The organism is Blastococcus tunisiensis, from assembly GCF_900112815.1.
GTDB classification, from domain to species: domain Bacteria; phylum Actinomycetota; class Actinomycetes; order Mycobacteriales; family Geodermatophilaceae; genus Blastococcus_B; species Blastococcus_B tunisiensis.
In genome coordinates, this window is sequence record NZ_FOND01000003.1 from 303,033 (window position 1) to 319,640 (window position 16,608).

Below are 16,608 nucleotides of genomic sequence, written 5' to 3' on the forward strand. Positions count from 1 at the left end.
CAAGGCCCGACGGCGGTGGCGGCACGCCGGCGGCTGCTTGCACGGTCATCCCCTCCGGTGCCGTCATACCCTGCCGAGACGGCCACGCGTGGTGGGTGCAGGACATGCAGTGCTACGCGGAGGCAATGGCCCAACAGCCTCCGAAGGACTCACCCATCTGGGGCGGTCGCACGGACGGGGCCATCTACAGCTGCCTCTTTTACACCGGCGGTGGGGCGTTCCCCGGTACCAACGGCTTCACTTTCTGGTCGGCGACTCCGCCGGCGGCTCCAGCCGCGGTGGATCCAGCACAGCTCGCGCGACAGGCGTTGAGCACCCTGACGGTGCCGTCACCGACGACGGGCCGGTATCCGGCCGGAACCCTGCAGGACGGGCAACCGTTCACGGTCGTCAACGCCTACACCTGGTTCTGGACCGACCCGGAATCGTTCCGAACGTTGACCGCGCGTGCCGAGGCTGGAGGCGTGTGGGCCGAGGTCAGCGTGACTCCGACGGCGCTGTCGTTCACGCCGGGCGATGGAGCTGCCGCGGTTTCTTGCCCCGGTCCTGGTGTGGCCTGGCAGCCGGGCGACGGGGTGTGGACCGCGTCGCCGGCGGGCTGTGATTACCGGTACCCGCACTCGTCGATCCATCAGCCCGCTGGGCGCGTGACGGCGACGTACGGCATCCAGTGGTCGGTCACCTGGACGTCGTCGACGGGCGCCACCGGCACGCTGCCGGATCTGACGACGACCTCGAACGCGACGTTCGCGGTGGCGGAGGTGCAGTCGGTGGTGATCAGGTGACGACGCGGGTCAACGGGATGGCGTCGCCGGCGGCCGGGCGCCATCCGGCTCCGGCGCCAGAGGCGGCGCCGCCGCCGGCTCCTCCGGTGCGTACCGCGGCGGCGAGGAGACGTGCCAGCCGCAAGTCGCTGGTCCTGAGCGTGCTGGTCGTGCTGCTCGGGGGTCTGCTGGCCTTCTCCGCCGGCCAGATGTTGACCGCGCGCACGGAGGTGTTGGCGGTCGCCCGCGACGTGCAAGTGGGCTCGACGATCACCGCGGAGGACCTGACGGTCGCGAACGTCACGTCGGATCCCAACCTGTCACCGATCCCTGCCTCGCAGCGGTCCCAGATCGTCGGGATGGTCGCCCAGGTGCCACTGACCCGGGGAGAGCTGCTGACCGGCGCCCAGGTCGGCCCGGACAGCGGGTTCACGGCGGGGGAGATGCTGGTAGCCCTGCCATTGAAGGAAGGGCAGTTCCCGGCCCGCGGGCTGAACCCAGGCCAGCAGGTGCTTATCGTGGCGACGCCCGGCAGCACCGGCTCGACCAGTGGCAGCGGTACCCCGTCTGCCGACACAGACGGTGCCCACGATCAGCAGATCGACGCGACGGTCGCCGAGGTGGGGCCGCTCAACCAGGCCACACAGGTGACCGTGATCGACGTGCAGGTCAGCGCCGACGACGGCGTGCGGGTGGCCGAGCTTGCCTCGACCGGCAACCTGGCGTTGATCCTGCTGCCGGCGGGGCGGTGACCTGATGCTCACCGTCGTGACCTCGGGGAAGGCCGCGCCCGGGGTGACCACCTCGACCTGGGCGTTGGCCCTGGCGTGGCCCGGGCCATTGCTGGTCGCCGACTGTGATCCGGCTGGCGGGGACATGACGCCGGGGCTGCTGGCTGGCCGGGTCAGCGCCGACCGGGGCCTGCTGTCATGGTCGACGGCGGCCCGGCGGGGTGTCCCTGCGATGCAGGCCGCCACGATGGTCGCCCAGCATGCGGTGCAGCTTCCCGAGCAGCCGCAGGTGTGGCTGGTTCCGGGAGTGACGACCGCCGCGCAGGGCACCTCGTTCACCGCGGAGGCATGGGAGCGGCTGGCGTCGGCCCTGCACACGTCGAGTGCATCGATCGGGCGGGACGCCTTGGTCGACGCCGGACGACTGGTGACCGAGCGCGGCTGTCGGCCGGTGCTGCAGGCCGCCGACCGGGTGCTGCTGGCGGTGCGGCCCAGCGTGCGGTCGGTGCACGCGGCGCAGGATGCGACGCAACGACTGCGCCACGAACTCGGTGACCTGGCGAAGGTCAGCGCACTCGTGGTCGGGGACGGGCCGTACTCCGCCGGCGAAGTGGCCAAGGCGCTGGACCTGCCGCTGGCCGGCACGTTGCCCTACGACCGGACCGCAGCGCAGGCGCTCTCCGACGGCGCAACCGTCAGCCCGAAGACGCTGCAACGGTCCGCACTGCTGCGCGCGGCGTCGTCCCTGGCCAAGACGCTGACCAGTCCGACGGAGGCGTCCCGTGTCGCCGAGGCGGTGGCCGGATGAGGAACGAGGACACCGCGTCGCCGCGGCTGGAAGTCCCGGCCGCCCGCGACCTGCCGCGGCCCGCCCGGGAGCGTCCGCCGCTGCCGCCGTCAGGGCCGCTGGCTGCGGTGGACGCGCCTGTCGACGCCACGCCAGCCGATACCAGGGAGCTCACCAGCACCGAGTACCGCGTCGTGGTGGAGCTGCGTGACCGGGTGTCGACCCGGTTGACGGTGGAGGACAGGAACTACGCCCCTGGCCCGCGACGCGAGCTGACCCGAAAGTTGATCCGCGACGAGTACGACCAGTGGCTGCTGCACGAGGCCAACCGCGGCCGTCCGGCGCCGGCTGTGACCACCGAGGACAGGATCTTCGCGGCCGTGCTGGCCGAGCTGGACGGGCTGGGGCGACTGGCTCCGCTGATGGCCCGGGATGACGTGGAGGACATCCACTTCGAGGGCTGCGAGCCGACGATGCTGCGGATGGCCAGCGGCCAACTGGTGCCCGGGCCGGCGATCGCCTCCAGTGACGAGGAACTCGAGCAGCTGCTGCGGTCGATCGGTTCACGGTCGGACGACGGTCAGACCAGCCGCGAGTTCTCCTCGGCCAACCCCATCCTGAACGTGCGGCTCAAGGGCGTGACTGAACTGGGCGCCCGGCTACAGGCGGCGATGGACGTGCTGCCGCGCCCGGCCGGGGTGATCCGGGTGCACCGGTTCAGTGATCCGAGCCTCGACGACCTGCACGCGATGAACATGATCGACTCATCGGTGCGGGCCTTCCTGCATGCTGCGATCCTCGCCGGCGCGTCGCCGCTGGTCAGCGGGGCTCCGGGAGTTGGAAAGACAACGCTGCTGCGCGCGCTGGGCAACGCGATTCCGTGGAGCAACGTGGTCATCACCGTGGAGGACGAGCGGGAGCTGGGTCTACACCTGCCTCGGTGGGATCCCGACCGCCGGCAGCTGGTCAGGCGGCACGCGGTGTGCCGTCCGTTCGAGTCCCGGCTGCCCAACGCCGAAGGCAGAGGCGGGTTCGACATGGGGGATGCGCTGCACCTGGCGCTGCGTGCGTCCCCGACCTGGGTGCTGGTGGGGGAGGTCCGCGGCGCCTACGTCACCTATCTGCTGGAGGCCGCGACCAGCGGCATCTCGTCGGTCATGTGCACGATCCACTCGCCGTCGGCCGACGGCGTGTTCGACAAGGTGCTGATCAACGCGCTGAAGGCACATCCGGCGCCGTCCCCGGAGCTGGTTCTGCGCTCGCTGGCCGCCCTGAACCTGGTCGTGCACGTGCACCGCGACCGGGACTACGCCCGGTACGTCTCGGGCATCTACGAACTCGGCCCGATCGGCGACTCTGGTCGGCCGGACCTCAAGCCGATCTTTGCGCCGCGCGCCGAGGACGGGCGCGCCCAGGCCACCGGGTCGGGGATGCTCAGCGAGTCACTGGCCGAACGGCTCACCGCGGTCGGCTTCGACCTGAACTGGCTGCGCCCAGGCGCCTCCGACTGGCACACCGGTCCCCGCCGCCGCGAGCGTGCGTCGTGACCGCCGGTGGCCTGCTGCTGACCCTGGCCGGACTGCTGTTCGCGGCCGGCCTCGTCGGCGTCGTCGGCGCGGTCCGCGGCGTCTCCTTCCTGCCTGAGCGCTCGCCGTCAGCGCGCTCGTCCTCACGGCGAGGAGCCACTCCGCTGTTCCTCGGCGCACTGGCCGCCGGCGTGCTCGTCCTGCTGGTCACCGGCTGGCCGGCCGCGGCGCTGGGCGCTGCCGGCGGTGTCGTCTTCATCCCGAAGCTGCTCGGCGGCGGCAAGGCAGCCAAGCGACTGATCGCCACGTCCGAGGCGCTGGCGGACTGGACGCGGCGGCTGGCCGACCTCATCAGCTCCGGCGCCGCCGGGTCGACGCGCGATGCGCTGCGTCGCTCCCTGAGCTCGGTGCCGGAGCCGATCGCCCCGGCGGTCACCAACCTGGTGACCAGGATGGGGCCACAGGGCACCGAGACGGCGCTGCGTCAGTTCGCCCGTGAGATCGACGACCCGGCCGCCGAGAAGATCGCCATGGTGCTCATCCTGCGGGAGCGCAACGGCGGGCCGGGGCTCGCCGAGGTGCTCACCGCGCTGGCGGCCGACCTCGACGACCGCTCTCGCATGGTCCGTGAGGTGGAGGCCGAACGTGTCAAGCCGCGGTCGAACATGCGCACCATCGTCGTGGTGACCCTTTTGCTGGTGGTCGGGATGACGCTGTTCGCCCGGACCTTCCTGTCGGGCTACTCGACGCCGTTCGGCCAGATCGCCCTGCTGGCGGTGGTGGCGATCTTCGCGACGTCGCTGGGGTGGATGCGCCGGTTGTCCGACCCGGTCAAGCCCCCGCGGGTGCTCTTCGACCCCGACCCGGCTCCGGTGCACCGGTGACCGGGCTGCAGACGGCCACCCTCGCCGGAATGCTCATCGCGGGCGGCCTCGTACTCGCGGTCCGTGCGCTGCGTCCGGCGCCGCCGTCACTGGTGGCCGCACTGGAGCAGTTGGCGGCCGAGCCGACCGTGCGAACGGCGTCGGCGGTGACGACGTCCACTCGAGACCGGTGGGACTGGCTGCCGGTGCCGGTGGCGCGGGCGTTGGACGGGCATCTGGGCGTCTCGGACGCCGACTTGGCGATCATCGGCTGGACCGGCGCTCAGCTCGCGGCCCGCAAGCTGACCCTGGCACTCGCCGGATTGCTCACTCCGTCGCTGTTCGGCCTGGTGTTCGTGCTGCTCGACGTTCCGGTGCCCTTCGTCCTGCCCGCCGCGACCGGGCTGGGGATCGCCGCTGTCGGATGGTTCCTGCCCTCGGCCGAGGCCCGTGAGGCGGCGGACAAGGCGCGGGTGGAGTTCCGGAGCAATCTCGAGTCCTTCCTCACCCTGGTGGCCGGTGAACGCCGGGCGCGGGGCTCAGTGGAGCAGGCGCTGGAGGAGGCCGCCGAGATCTCGGGCAGCATGCCGTTCGTCCGCATGCGCCGCGCGATCCGCCGCGCAGCGCTGTCCGGCCGCAAACCGTGGGGCGAGCTGCGTGACCTCGGCGAGGAGCTACAGGTCGCCGAGCTGCGGAACCTTGCGGACATCGCGGCAGTGGCCGCCGACGGTGCCTCGGTCTACAACACCCTGCTCGCCAGCGCCCGCACGCTTCGGCACGCCGAGCTGTCCGACGCCCGTACCGAGGCCAACCAGGTCAGCGAGCGGATGTCGCGCCCGCTGGCCCTGCTGGTCACCGGGCTGACCTTGTTCGTGCTCGTTCCGTTCATGCTCCGCATGTTCGGGATCTCGTCCTGACCGCACCGCCAACCGGGAGGCTTCCCATGTTCCAGCTCACCATCCGACGTCGGGGCGCCCAGGCCGTCGTGGCGCAGTGCGTCACGGCCCTGTCTGTCATGGCCCTGTCGGTCCTGGCATGGCTGCGCGCCGAACAGGTCACCGACGACCGAGGCTCGGACTCCTCGGAGAAGGCGTTCATGGTCATCCTGGCCATCGCGCTGGGCGGCGCGGTCAGCGTGGCGGCCATCGCCTTCGTGGCCAGCAAGACATCGCTGTTCCAGTAGAACCGGCAGCCGTTCCATGCTCGAGGCGCGTACTCCGAACCGTGCGGCACCCTCGCCGCGCGGTCCGGTCGCGTGTCCAGGATCCCGCCGAGACCGCGGCCGCGGAAGCGAGCGGGGCTCATCCAGCGTCGAGTTCGCGATCCTGTTCCCCATCATCGTCGCGCTGCTGTTGGCCGGACCGCAGCTCGCGCTGTGGTACTTCGCCCGGGAAGCGGCCGACGCCGCGGCGCACGTCGGAGCCCGCGCCGCCAGCGTCCACGGGGCGCCCGGGGGAGCGGGGCAGGCGGCGGCGGACACGTACCTGGCCAGACTCGGTACCGGCGCGGTCACCGGCTACTCGGTGACCGAGTCCGACACCGCCACCACGGTCTCGGTACACGTCACCGCCAGCGTGCCCAACGTGATCCCGCTGCCCGGCTTCAACCCGACTGTCGATGTCACCGTGGTGCGCGGCAAGGAACGCTTCACGACCCCGGATTCGCCATGAGCCGCGACCTGCAGCCGGCTACGAATGGCGGCCGTCAGAGGCGGTGGCGGGACGACCGAGGCTCGGAGTCGGTGGAGCTGGCCATCCTGCTGCCGGTCGGACTCCTCTTGGTGGCCATGCTGGTGGTCGGCGCCCGGATCGCGCTGGCCGGCGACCGCATCAGCGGCGTCGCCGGGATCGCGGCCCGGGACGCCTCGCTGGCCCGATCGGCCGCCGCGGCCCAGCAGATCGCCACCGACACCGCCACCACTGCACTGACCAGCCAGGGCCTGCACTGCATCGATGTCCAGGTCAGCGTCGACACCTCCGGATTCACCGCGCCACCGGGCACCTCGGCATCGGTCACCGTCGCTGTGTCCTGCACCGTTGACCTGTCCGACATCGCCGTTGCCGGCCTGCCCGGCTCGCGGACTCTGCACGACAGCGCGACCAGCCCGCTCGACCCGGCCCGGGACCTGTCGTGACACCCTGCGCGCAAGCCAGTGCCCGGCTCCGGGACGACCGCGGGTCGGTGGCCGTGCTGTTCTGCTTCATCGTGCTCATCGTCGGCGTCCTGGTCACCGCCCTCGTGGACGCCGGAACCGCGATCCAGGCCGCCAACCGCGCCGACACGTATTCGGCCGAGGCAGCCCGCGCGGCCAGCATCGCCATCGGCCCGGTGCCCACCGGCGGCAGCACCGACGCGCAGTTGGCGGCGACTGCGGCCCGCTCCTACCTCGACCAAGCCGGCGCGACCGGCACTGTGACCGTCACCGGCCCCGGCATCGTCGAGGTCAGCGTGACCGTCACCGACTCGACACCCCTGCTTGGCATCCCGGTCAGCCAGACCCGCGTGCACACCGCCCAGCTGCTGGTCGGCGTCACCTCCGGTGAGGGCCTGTCGTGACCGGTCACGCCGCCCGCCTGCTCAAGGCCACGGGCGCCCTCGTGGCGCTGCTCGCCGTCGTCGTCGGCGTACCGGTGCTGATGGCGATGCTGCATCTGGTGCCGGACCGCCTCCCGTCGCTGGACGAGGTCGGCGCCGTCCTGACGTCCCGCGACAACGGACAGCTCGCCGGACTCGTCCTCGCAGCCGGGGTGTGGGTGTGCTGGGCACTTTTCACCGCCGCGACAGTGACGGAAATCGTGGCCTTCGCCCGCGCACGGCCGGTTCCGGCGCTGCCCGGGCTCGGCATCTTCCAGCAGCCGGCCGCCGCCCTCGTCGCCGCCGTCGCGGTCGGCTTCACCGTCGCTCCGCTGGTCCCCGGCGCCCCCGCATCCAGCGCAACAGCGCCGCCTCTGCCGATCGCGGCTACATCCACCGTCGTCCCAACGCCGGCACAGCACGGGAGCGCACCGGTCGCAGCGCAGACACCGGCCGCCTACTTGATGCCGGACGAGCACGCGGATCCGGCCGCGACCACGACTTACCAGGTGCAGCGCCGAGACACCTTGTGGGCGCTGGCCGAGCGGTATCTCGGGGACCCGCTGCGGTATCCGGAGATCGCCAGGCTCAACCCGACCGCGGTCGGTCCGGACAACGAGATCTTCCCGGGCACGGTGCTGGTCCTGCCGCCCGACGCGGTCGGCCTGCCGCCGACGGGCCCAGCCCCGAACACCGCGATGACTGTCGAGGATGTCACGGTGGAACCCGGCGACACCCTGTGGGACCTCACCGAGGAGATCACCGGCAGCGGGCACAACTGGCGACAAGCCTGGGAGCTCAACCGGGGACGCAGCCAACCCGGAGGTGCCACCTTCACCGACCCGTCGCTGATCCGACCGGGCTGGACGCTGAGCATCCCCGACCCGACCAGTCCCGCGACGCCTGCGCCCAGCGCACCGGCGCCTCCTGTAGCCGAGCCGGCACCGCCATCAGCTCCAGCCCCGAGCAGCGTCCCTTCAGCTGACCCCACCACGCCAGGCACCAATGCACCGCCTCCGGCCGCGCCCGGTTCGGCCACCAACACCCCGACCTCGTCTCCCACGGCTGCACCGAACATCGTCGAGCCGTCGCCCGCGAGGCCTGACGAGACCTCGAGGGGTAGCACCTCGGAGCTGCCGATGATCGTCTTCGCTGCCGGCGGGGGGCTGCTGCTGGCCGGGGCCTCGCTGACCGCGCTGCTGCGCTACCGCCGCAGGCAGTTCCGGCAGCGACGTCCCGGCCGCACGATCGGCAGCACACCACCAGAGCTGTTGCACGTCGAACGAACACTGCAGGAGGTTGGCAGCGTCGGCAGTGCCGACGTCACCTGGCTCGACCACGCGCTACGGGCCCTGGTGCAGTCCCTGGCGAGGGTCGACGGTGCTCGCCTGCCCGACGTGGTGGCGGTCTGCATGACCGACGACGTCCTGACCTTGGTACTCACCGAGCCGGCCTCGGAGGCCCCGGAGCCGTGGATGGTGGACCCGGCCGGCACCCGCTGGTCGATCCGGCGCGATGATCCGCTGACCTATGACGAGCAGCGGCGGGCGTACTTCTTCGCACCGTTCCCCATGCTCGCGTCGGTGGGCTACACGGCCGAGGGCGAGCACTGGCTGCTCGACCTGGAACGGGTCGCGACCCTGTCTCTGTCCGGGGACGCCGAACGCTGCCTGGACCTGGCGCGGTTCCTCGCTGCCGAGCTGGCGCACAACACGTGGTCGGAGATGCTGCAGGTGACCCTGGTCGGCTTCGGCAAGGAGCTGGCCCAGATCAATCCCGACCGGCTGACCTACACCGACGACGTCGAGAGCGCGATCGCGGCGTTCGACGGCCAGCAAGAGTCGGTCACCGAGGCCATGCATATCGCCGACGTCGACGTGCTGTCGGGCCGGTTACGTGACGTGGCCGGCGACGCGTGGGCGCCGCGCGTCCTGCTCATCGCCCCGGACGTCGCCAAGGACAGCGCCGGTCTGGAACGGCTGCTGACCGTCATGAAGCAGCAGCGAGCCCGCGGCGCAGTGGCGTTGGTGCTGATCGACGACCCGGACCACGGGGACGCCGCCCGCTGGCAGCTGACTGTCGACCAGGCCGGCATGCTCAGCATCCCGGCCCTGGGAGTTGAGCTGATCGCGCAGCAGATCCCGGCCGACGAGGCCGCGCAGCTGGCCGAGATGCTCGCGCTGGCCGCCGTGACCGACGACCGACCCATCCCACCAGCGCACGGTGACGAGCCCTGGGACAAGCACGCCGACGCCTGCGGGAGCCTCCGAGTGGACCCGGCCCCTTCCGAGCGGCGGCAGCCACCAGCGCCGGCCGGAGCGGACGACGTCCCGGTGCTCGGTCTGGCAGACACCTCGCCGTGGATGACCAACTCCGTGTTGCCGCTGTCCGCGCAGGCTTACCTGGACCGAGCCGCGACCACCGAGCAGGACCTGGAGGCATTGGCTCCCGCTACCGACGCCCGCATTCGCGACCAGGTCGAGGTCGCCGACCCTGCCCTGGACGCTGACCTGGCCAACTGGGCCGACCCGTCCTGCCCACGGCCGAAGTTGACCCTGCTCGGCGCGGTCGAAGTGCGGGCGCAGGGCACGCTGCCCGAGCGCAACCCGCGGCGGCAGTTCTACACCGAGATCGTCGCCTACCTGGCCACCCGGCCCGGCGGCGTGACCAGCGAGCGCTACGCCACCGCGATCTGGCCCAACGAGCCCGATGTCGTCGGCAAGACAAAGGTGCGGCAGTCGATCTCGATCGTGCGCGCCTGGCTGGGCACCAATCCGGTGACTGGCGCGGACTACCTCCCCTCCGGGGTCACCGCCGGTGGGGTCGGCCGCTACCGCATCGACGACGTCCTCATCGACGCGGAGCTGTTCCGCCGACTGCGAGTCCGCGGGCTGGCCCGCGGTGTCGACGGCATCGCCGACCTGCGCGCCGCTCTCGACCTGGTCACCGGGCAGCCGTTCGACCTATCCACGTCGCGGCAGCGTGCGCCCGGCGGCTACAGCTGGCTGGTCGAGGAGAACTCCCGGCTGGACCACGAGTACGCCGCCATGATCGTCGACGTCGCGCACACCGTTGCGACGCACCACCTCGCCGCCGGCGAGCCCGAGTTCGCTGCGGCCGCCGCCCACGTGGCGCTGAAAGCCGGCAGCTACGAGGACGTGCCGCTACTCGACCTGGTCGCCGCCTGCGACGCGCAGGACAACCGGGCCGAGGCCGACGCCTACGTCGCCCGCATTCTGGCCAACCACGACGCTGAGGTCGAAGAAGACCTGCCACCTAGAACCGCCGAGATCCTCTTCCGCCGGCAGTGGATCAACAGGGCCAGCTGACCAAGACAGAGGTAGTCGGACGTGCGGACCGCTACGGATGGACCGACGAACTGCACAACTTCGAGTAGCCGTCCAGACGGCGGTAGGTCAATCAGCGCCTTGGCCACCGGGGAGACGGCCCGGGCCATTCGACAGCGGCAGCCAGCTGCAGTGTCACCGCTCGGGGGCCAGACCACTTGCCCGCATAGCCCCCGGTCACCGGGGATCTTCTCGGGGCGGGTCTTACGGGACGGACAGTCGATGATCCTTTGCTGACCTCCACCTTTCCCCATAGGAGGTTCGGGTTCCGGGACGAGTTCAGTCTCGGCACCACAGATCAGATGTCACCTACTCGTGCAGCAGTCCCGTTCCGTGGCTCTGCATGATCGCCGCCCCGTGAGGACGCGCCACGGACTGGGACCCATCACTGTCGGGTGACAGTCTTGCGCCGCAGGCCGCTTGTCCAGCGCTTCGTCATACCTCCCTGACAAGATGCGCACATGAACCGAGTCGCCCGGCTGGTGGACCGCCCGGTGTACTCGATGGCCCAAGTCGATCGCATCCTCGGTCTTCATGGCGGAACAGCCCGCCGTTGGATCGACGGCTACGACCGCGGAGCCAAGTCGTATCCGCCGGTCATCAGGCAGGAGCGGACCAACGAGGACACCGCCACGTGGGGCGAGTTTGTAGAAACCCGGTTGCTCGCGGAGTTCCGTGACGCCGGGGTGCCGATGATCCGCATGCGGCCAGCGGTGGAACGCCTGCGCCGAGAGCTCGAAACGCCGTATCCGCTGGCCTCAGCGCGGACGTGGCTGTACGCGGAGGGTCAGGAACTGGTCCGAGCGGTGCAGGACGAGGTCGGCCTCGACAGCGCGTTGCAGCTAGTCGTGGTGAGGAGCAACCAGCGTCTTCTCTGGTCTCAGCATGCCGAGTCGTTCCGGGGGTCGCTCGAGTGGACGAACGGCGATGTTCCTGAGCCCCGACTACTGCATCCCATGCCGGACATCGCTGACGTACAGGTCGATCCGCTTCGCGGCTACGGGGAGCCAGTGGTTCGCAACGTCCCTACTGAGGTCATCGCAGAGCTGATCCGCGCGGGAGAAACACCTGACTCTGTGGCAGAAATGTACGAGCTGAATCGCTCTCTCGTCGACGCCGCGGTCCGGTACGAACTGAAGCGCGCGGCCGCCTGACGTCTCGTGGTGGCCGATCGCGAACGTCTGCGCGTCTACGTGGACGAGAGTGCGCTCGGGCTCGGCAAAGCTCTCACCGCCGCCCGTTCTGACACCGTGCATGTCGGCCATCCACTGGTCCCCGAATGCCCATACGGCACGCTGGACCCCGACTGGATGCCAGCTGTGGCGGCGCGAGGCCTCATCGCCATTGGCCGGGACAGGCGAATGCGTACGCGGCCGGCCGAAGTGCTCTTGTCCGGGAGTCGGGCCTGCGTGTCTTCAGAATCGGCGGCAAGCGGGATGAAACGACGTGGGGTTGGCTGACGTGGATGGTTCGCCGATGGGACGACATCGAGGAGATCGTTGACACCAGAGGCCCAGGGCCCTGGTGGTACGTCATCACGGAACGGTCAGTAAGGGAGTTACCTTTGGCTTAGACCAATTCGCCGCACGGCATCACGTTCCGCTACCGGGCGACCCCTACTCCAGCAGCATCGGGGAGCAGCGCGGGCCACTGACACCCGGCGGCGCGGACGTCCCAGGAACTTCCGCTGACAGGTGCTGGATCTGGTGGAAGCCGGTCGCCGACGTGGCCACGGCGCTGGGCATCAGTGGCCAGGACGATTGACCAGGACGATCGACACCTGGCATCGGCGTGATCGCAGCGACCAGCGCCTCGATCGGGGGTGACCTCCGGGGAGAAGTCCGAACTGGTGGATGCCAAGCAGCGGATCGACGCCCTGGAGGCGCAACTGCCCGTGCACCGCAACGCTCGGAGTTGCTGACGTTCCACGCGAAGCAGCCGACCTCAAGGTGGCGACCTGAGGGTGAGAAGGATGTCGGCTGTGAACTCATCGGTGATAGACGTCGGCTCCGGCCTGGTTGCTGTCCTGGTCGCTCTCGCGGGTCTGGCGGCCGTAGGCGGAAAGCTGTCCGGCCTCGGCCAGCACTATTCGGTAGTGGTCGCGGCGGTCCGCGCGGCCCTGCAACTGGCCGTCGTGTCAGCAGTTCTCGCCGTCGTCATCGGTTCTCTATGGCTTTCCGGGATGTTCGTGCTGCTGATGGTGGTGGTTGCGGCGATCACCTCGGCCGGCCGCGTGACCGGCGCTTCCCTTCGTCAGCTCGGACTGCTCCACCGCGTGGTCACCGCCGGGACGCCCATCGTCGTCGGCGCCCTCCCAGTTGTGTTGGTTGTGCTGGCGAGTGGAGCGGTGCCGCTACGGGGCGAGGCGGTCATCCCGATCGCCGGCATCCTCATCGGCGGGGCGATGACGGCCACCTCATTGGCCGGTCGTCGGCTGAGAGAGGAACTTGAAAGCCGTCACGGCGAGGTGGAGGCGGCGCTGGCCCTCGGTCTGGTCACACGTGACGCTGTGCTGGAGATCGCCCGCCCGGTCGCCGGAACCGCTCTGATGCCAGCCTTGGACCAGACACGCACCGTCGGCCTGGTCACCCTGCCCGGGGCCTTCGTCGGCGTGCTCCTCGGTGGAGGAAGCCCACTGCAAGCGGGTGCCGCCCAGTTGCTGGTTCTGGTGGGGCTGCTCGCCGCGGAAGTCACCGCGGTATGGATGGTGACGGAGCTGGTAGCCCGGGGGCAGATGGCGAGACACGGGGCCCGCCGATAACTCCGAGCAGTCCGCACCTGCCTTCTGCCAGCGTTTCGCCCGGCTCGCGGCGAGGAACCTGCCGTCGACGCCTGCGCCTGGCCCGGCACACGGCCTCTCGCACGACCACGCACGCTTCCCCGAGTATGCCGTTGATCACTAACCTCGCCGGCGTCTTGCTGTCAGATAAGGTAAGCCTTACCTTACTTCTGAGGCGGCTGGACATCCGGCCGGAACCACCCTGAGGAGCAGTGATGAAGGCATCTCCACGACGCGCGGCCCTGTCGGCGATCGGGGTGATCATGACGGTCGCCGGATGCAGCGGAGCGTCCGGGGGTGCGAACGCGCCGGCCAACGCCGGCGGGGCGGGTGAGCGACCGACCGCGGTGACCGTTGAGCACGCCATGGGGACCACCGACGTTCCGTGCGCTCCCGAGCGGGTGGTCACCCTGGGACAGGGACAGACCGACTCGGTGCTGGCCCTTGGCGTGACCCCGGTCGGGGCCGTCAAGCCATGGACCGACGACTGGTACGACTACCTGCCGGACGAGATCGAGCAAGTCGAGATCATCGGCACCGAGCTTGAGCCCGACCTCGAAGCCATCGCCGCGCTGCAGCCCGATGTCATCCTCGGGTCGAAGCTGCGGCACGAGGCGCTGTACCCGCAGCTGTCCCAGATCGCCCCGACGGTGTTCTCCGAGACGATCGGGGTGTCCTGGAAGGACAACGTCTCGTTGTGGGCAGACGCCCTGTGCCGGCAGGAAGAGGGCCAGGAGGCCCTCGACGCCTACGAGCAGCGGGCGGACGAGATCGAGGCCCGCCTCGAGGAGGCAGGCAAGGCCGACACCGAGGTGTCGCTCGTACGGTTCATGCCCGACCAGGTACGGATCTACCTCACCGGCTTCCCCGGCTCCGTCCTGCGCGACGCCGGCCTGAACCGCCCGCAGGACCAGCAAGTGGACAACTGGGACGAGTCCCCTCAGCTGATCGAGATCAGCGAGGAGCGGATCCCAGAGATGGACGGCGACGTCATCCTCGTGATGGTCTCCGACAAGTGGTATGCCCAGACGGGTGGCCACGACGTGGACGAGACGATGGAGCGGTGGACGTCGACGGATCTGTGGCAGGGGCTGTCGGCGGTGCAGGCGGGCAACGTGCACGAGATCAATGAGAGCCACTGGAACCTCGGTGGCGGGATCCTCGCCGCCACCACCGCGCTGGACAGCATCGAGGACCTGCTGCTCCCGTGAGCCTGGTTCAACGGCTCGGCGTGACCGGGCTGGCGGTCGTGGCGCTGGTCACCGTGGTGGTGGCCAGCGTCGCCGTCGGCTCGGTTTCCCTGCCGGTGTCGGAAGTCCTCGGGGCGCTGAGCGGCACCCGTGAGCTGGAGTCGCATCTGATCGTCACCGACCTGCGGATCCCCCGCACCGTGGCCGGGCTGGTGGCCGGAGCGTGTCTGGCCGTCTCGGGCGTGCTCTTGCAGGGGGCAACCCGTAACCCGCTCGCCTCACCCGCATTGCTGGGAATCACCCACGGCGGCGGGTTCGCCGTGGTGGTGGCCGTCGCCCTGCTCGGTCTCCCGCCCTCGGTTGCCGTGTGGGCCGCCTTCCTCGGCGGCGCGGCTGCCGCCGGCGTCGCGCTGGCACTGGCCACGTCCGGTCGGGACGGGTTATCGCCGATCCGGCTGGTGCTCTCGGGCGCGATCGTCTCGGCGGTACTGCTGGCCTGGACCAACGCCCTGCTGGCGCTCAACGAGCACGCCGCCGACGACGTCCGGCACTGGCTGGCCGGGTCACTGGCCGGCCGGGACGCCGCGGCCGTCGCACCCCTACTACCGCTCGTGGTCATCGCGTTAGCCGGGTCCTGGTTGCTCGCCGGGCCGCTGGACGCTCTGGCCCTCGGCGACGAGCAGGCGGTGGGGCTCGGGCAGCACCCCACCCGGGTCCGCCTGCTGGCCGGCCTGGTCGCCGTCCTGCTGGCGGCCGTGGCCGTGGCCCTCGCCGGGCCGATCGCGTTCGTCGGACTAGCCGTTCCGCACGTGGCCCGGGCCCTGCTCCGCAGCGGCCGTCACCGACAGGTGCTGCTGCTGTCAGCCGCACTCGGTCCCGTCCTCCTGCTCGGCGCCGACATCATCGGCCGGGTCGCCGCCCGGCCCACCGAGGTCCAGGCCGGTGTGCTGACCGCGCTCATCGGTGCGCCGCTGCTGGTCCGGCTCGCCGTACGCCACAAGGCGACGTCATGACCGACGCCCGTCCGGCGCCCGTGGTCGCGGTGCGGCCGGTGCGCCTCCGGATGCGGCGTCCCGGAGCCGTCACCGTCCTCGCCGTGGCCCTGCCGATCGGGATATTCGCCGCGCTGATGGTCGGCTCCAGCAACCTGACGATGACCGACGCCCTGGCCGCGCTGGTGGGCCACGCGGACGGGAGCGACGCGTTCGTCGTCCGGGGACTGCGGCTGCCCCGCGTGGTCACCGCCGTCGCCGTCGGCGCAGCCCTCGGGGCGTCAGGGGTGCTGCTGCAGGGCCTGCTCCGCAACCCGCTCGGCTCCCCGGACGTGATGGGGGTGACCGCAGGGGCCAGTCTCGCCGCGGTGATCGCGATCGGCGCCGCCGTCCCACCGCTGCTGCTGCCGCTCGCCGCCGCCACCGGCGCCGGCCTCGCCACGGCGCTCCTGCACCTACTCACCACCCGCGCCGGCGCCGGCGGAACACGGATCGTGCTCGCGGGGGTCGGCATCCACGCCGCGGCGTACGCCGCGGTCACGCTGGTCGTCGCCCGGCTGCCGATGGGCCGGCTGGGCGCCGCCGAGGTGTGGCTGGCCGGCAGCCTGCACGCCCGGAACTGGACCCATGCCACCGCGGTGCTCGTCGGCCTCGCGGTCGGGCTGCCGGCCGCCTTCCTGCTCGTCCGGCGGCTGAGCGTCCTGGAGCTGGGCGACGAGCTCGCGGTGGGTGCCGGGGTGGCGCTGCGGCGCACCCGGATCCAGCTGCTCGCGGTCGCTGCCGTGCTCGCCGGCGTCGCCGTCGCCGTGGCCGGACCGATCGGCTTCGTCGCGCTCGGCGCTCCGCACATCGCCCGCCGCATCGTGGGCCCCACCAGCGGAGTCACCCTCGCTGCGGCGGCGATCATCGGGGCGCTTCTCGTCGTCGCGGCCGACGTGATCGGCCAGCGGGTGTTCGCGCCGATCGCCCTGCCCGCCGGCATGGTGACCGCGGTCATCGGCGCGCCGTACCTGCTCTGGCTCCTACACCGATGGGGACGACGATGAACGACCTGC

The 16,608-nt window shown here is 70.9% G+C and carries 17 protein-coding genes; all 17 read left to right on the top strand.

The window, feature by feature from the left end:
* The first annotated feature begins 95 nt into the window (after window positions 1-95).
* The 17 genes from BM142_RS05925 to BM142_RS06000 all read left to right on the top strand — a co-directional run bounded on the left by BM142_RS05925 (window position 96) and on the right by BM142_RS06000 (window position 16,599).
* Window positions 96-785, top strand: coding sequence for a hypothetical protein (locus BM142_RS05925; RefSeq protein ID WP_254790576.1), 690 nt, complete (start codon window positions 96-98; stop codon window positions 783-785).
* The gene (locus BM142_RS05930) at window positions 782-1,516 is read left to right on the top strand and encodes an SAF domain-containing protein (RefSeq protein WP_092195823.1); all 735 of its coding nucleotides are present in this window, start codon (window positions 782-784) and stop codon (window positions 1,514-1,516) included. Before BM142_RS05925 ends, BM142_RS05930 begins: the two co-directional genes overlap by 4 nt.
* Window positions 1,517-1,520: 4 nt before the next feature.
* Window positions 1,521-2,303 (top strand): CpaE/TadZ family protein, encoded by a 783-nt coding sequence (locus BM142_RS05935; protein ID WP_092195824.1) that lies wholly within the window; start codon window positions 1,521-1,523, stop codon window positions 2,301-2,303.
* A complete protein-coding gene (locus BM142_RS05940; protein WP_092195825.1) occupies window positions 2,300-3,829 on the top strand; it encodes a TadA family conjugal transfer-associated ATPase in 1,530 nt (509 codons plus the stop codon). Before BM142_RS05935 ends, BM142_RS05940 begins: the two co-directional genes overlap by 4 nt.
* Entirely contained in the window at window positions 3,826-4,692 is an 867-nt protein-coding gene (locus BM142_RS05945) for a type II secretion system F family protein (RefSeq protein WP_092195826.1), read from the top strand. Before BM142_RS05940 ends, BM142_RS05945 begins: the two co-directional genes overlap by 4 nt.
* Window positions 4,689-5,588 carry a type II secretion system F family protein gene (locus tag BM142_RS05950; protein WP_092195827.1) on the top strand — a complete coding sequence of 300 codons (900 nt, stop codon included), beginning with the start codon at window positions 4,689-4,691 and terminating at the stop codon, window positions 5,586-5,588. The genes BM142_RS05945 and BM142_RS05950 overlap by 4 nt, the downstream gene beginning before the upstream one ends.
* Before the next feature lie 26 nt (window positions 5,589-5,614).
* Complete coding sequence (locus BM142_RS05955; RefSeq protein ID WP_092195828.1) at window positions 5,615-5,854, top strand: hypothetical protein; 240 nt, start codon at window positions 5,615-5,617, stop codon at window positions 5,852-5,854.
* Between the two features lie 16 nt (window positions 5,855-5,870).
* The gene (locus BM142_RS05960) at window positions 5,871-6,341 is read left to right on the top strand and encodes a TadE family protein (protein WP_092195829.1); all 471 of its coding nucleotides are present in this window, start codon (window positions 5,871-5,873) and stop codon (window positions 6,339-6,341) included.
* A 71-nt stretch (window positions 6,342-6,412) separates the two neighbouring features.
* Window positions 6,413-6,805: a pilus assembly protein TadE gene (locus BM142_RS05965; RefSeq protein ID WP_254790578.1), complete on the top strand. Its 393-nt coding sequence runs from the start codon at window positions 6,413-6,415 to the stop codon at window positions 6,803-6,805.
* Window positions 6,802-7,227: a hypothetical protein gene (locus BM142_RS05970; protein WP_254790579.1), complete on the top strand. Its 426-nt coding sequence runs from the start codon at window positions 6,802-6,804 to the stop codon at window positions 7,225-7,227. Before BM142_RS05965 ends, BM142_RS05970 begins: the two co-directional genes overlap by 4 nt.
* Window positions 7,224-10,574, top strand: coding sequence for a LysM peptidoglycan-binding domain-containing protein (locus BM142_RS05975; protein ID WP_092195832.1), 3,351 nt, complete (start codon window positions 7,224-7,226; stop codon window positions 10,572-10,574). Before BM142_RS05970 ends, BM142_RS05975 begins: the two co-directional genes overlap by 4 nt.
* A 479-nt stretch (window positions 10,575-11,053) precedes the next feature.
* Window positions 11,054-11,746, top strand: coding sequence for a DUF433 domain-containing protein (locus tag BM142_RS05980; RefSeq protein ID WP_092195833.1), 693 nt, complete (start codon window positions 11,054-11,056; stop codon window positions 11,744-11,746).
* A gap of 39 nt (window positions 11,747-11,785) precedes the next feature.
* Window positions 11,786-12,052, top strand: coding sequence for a PIN-like domain-containing protein (locus tag BM142_RS25605; protein WP_417852084.1), 267 nt, complete (start codon window positions 11,786-11,788; stop codon window positions 12,050-12,052).
* 521 nt (window positions 12,053-12,573) lie between these two features.
* On the top strand, window positions 12,574-13,353 hold the full coding sequence (locus BM142_RS05985) for an ABC transporter permease (RefSeq protein ID WP_217640594.1): 780 nt from the start codon (window positions 12,574-12,576) through the stop codon (window positions 13,351-13,353).
* 383 nt (window positions 13,354-13,736) lie between these two features.
* Window positions 13,737-14,582 (top strand): ABC transporter substrate-binding protein, encoded by an 846-nt coding sequence (locus BM142_RS05990; RefSeq protein WP_217640595.1) that lies wholly within the window; start codon window positions 13,737-13,739, stop codon window positions 14,580-14,582.
* Window positions 14,579-15,574 (top strand): FecCD family ABC transporter permease, encoded by a 996-nt coding sequence (locus tag BM142_RS05995; RefSeq protein ID WP_217640596.1) that lies wholly within the window; start codon window positions 14,579-14,581, stop codon window positions 15,572-15,574. Before BM142_RS05990 ends, BM142_RS05995 begins: the two co-directional genes overlap by 4 nt.
* Window positions 15,571-16,599 carry a FecCD family ABC transporter permease gene (locus BM142_RS06000; RefSeq protein WP_092195836.1) on the top strand — a complete coding sequence of 343 codons (1,029 nt, stop codon included), beginning with the start codon at window positions 15,571-15,573 and terminating at the stop codon, window positions 16,597-16,599. Before BM142_RS05995 ends, BM142_RS06000 begins: the two co-directional genes overlap by 4 nt.
* Window positions 16,600-16,608: the final 9 nt, after the last annotated feature.

What these genes read in the sequence shown, in the direction of transcription:
- BM142_RS06000 (WP_092195836.1), top strand. Translation starts at nt 15,571, where the DNA reads ATGACCGACGCCCGTCCGGCGCCCGTGGTCGCGGTGCGGCCGGTGCGC.
- BM142_RS05960 (WP_092195829.1), top strand. Translation starts at nt 5,871, where the DNA reads ATGCTCGAGGCGCGTACTCCGAACCGTGCGGCACCCTCGCCGCGCGGT.
- BM142_RS05955 (WP_092195828.1), top strand. Translation starts at nt 5,615, where the DNA reads ATGTTCCAGCTCACCATCCGACGTCGGGGCGCCCAGGCCGTCGTGGCG.
- BM142_RS05935 (WP_092195824.1), top strand. Translation starts at nt 1,521, where the DNA reads ATGCTCACCGTCGTGACCTCGGGGAAGGCCGCGCCCGGGGTGACCACC.
- BM142_RS05940 (WP_092195825.1), top strand. Translation starts at nt 2,300, where the DNA reads ATGAGGAACGAGGACACCGCGTCGCCGCGGCTGGAAGTCCCGGCCGCC.
- BM142_RS05980 (WP_092195833.1), top strand. Translation starts at nt 11,054, where the DNA reads ATGAACCGAGTCGCCCGGCTGGTGGACCGCCCGGTGTACTCGATGGCC.
- BM142_RS05990 (WP_217640595.1), top strand. Translation starts at nt 13,737, where the DNA reads ATGGGGACCACCGACGTTCCGTGCGCTCCCGAGCGGGTGGTCACCCTG.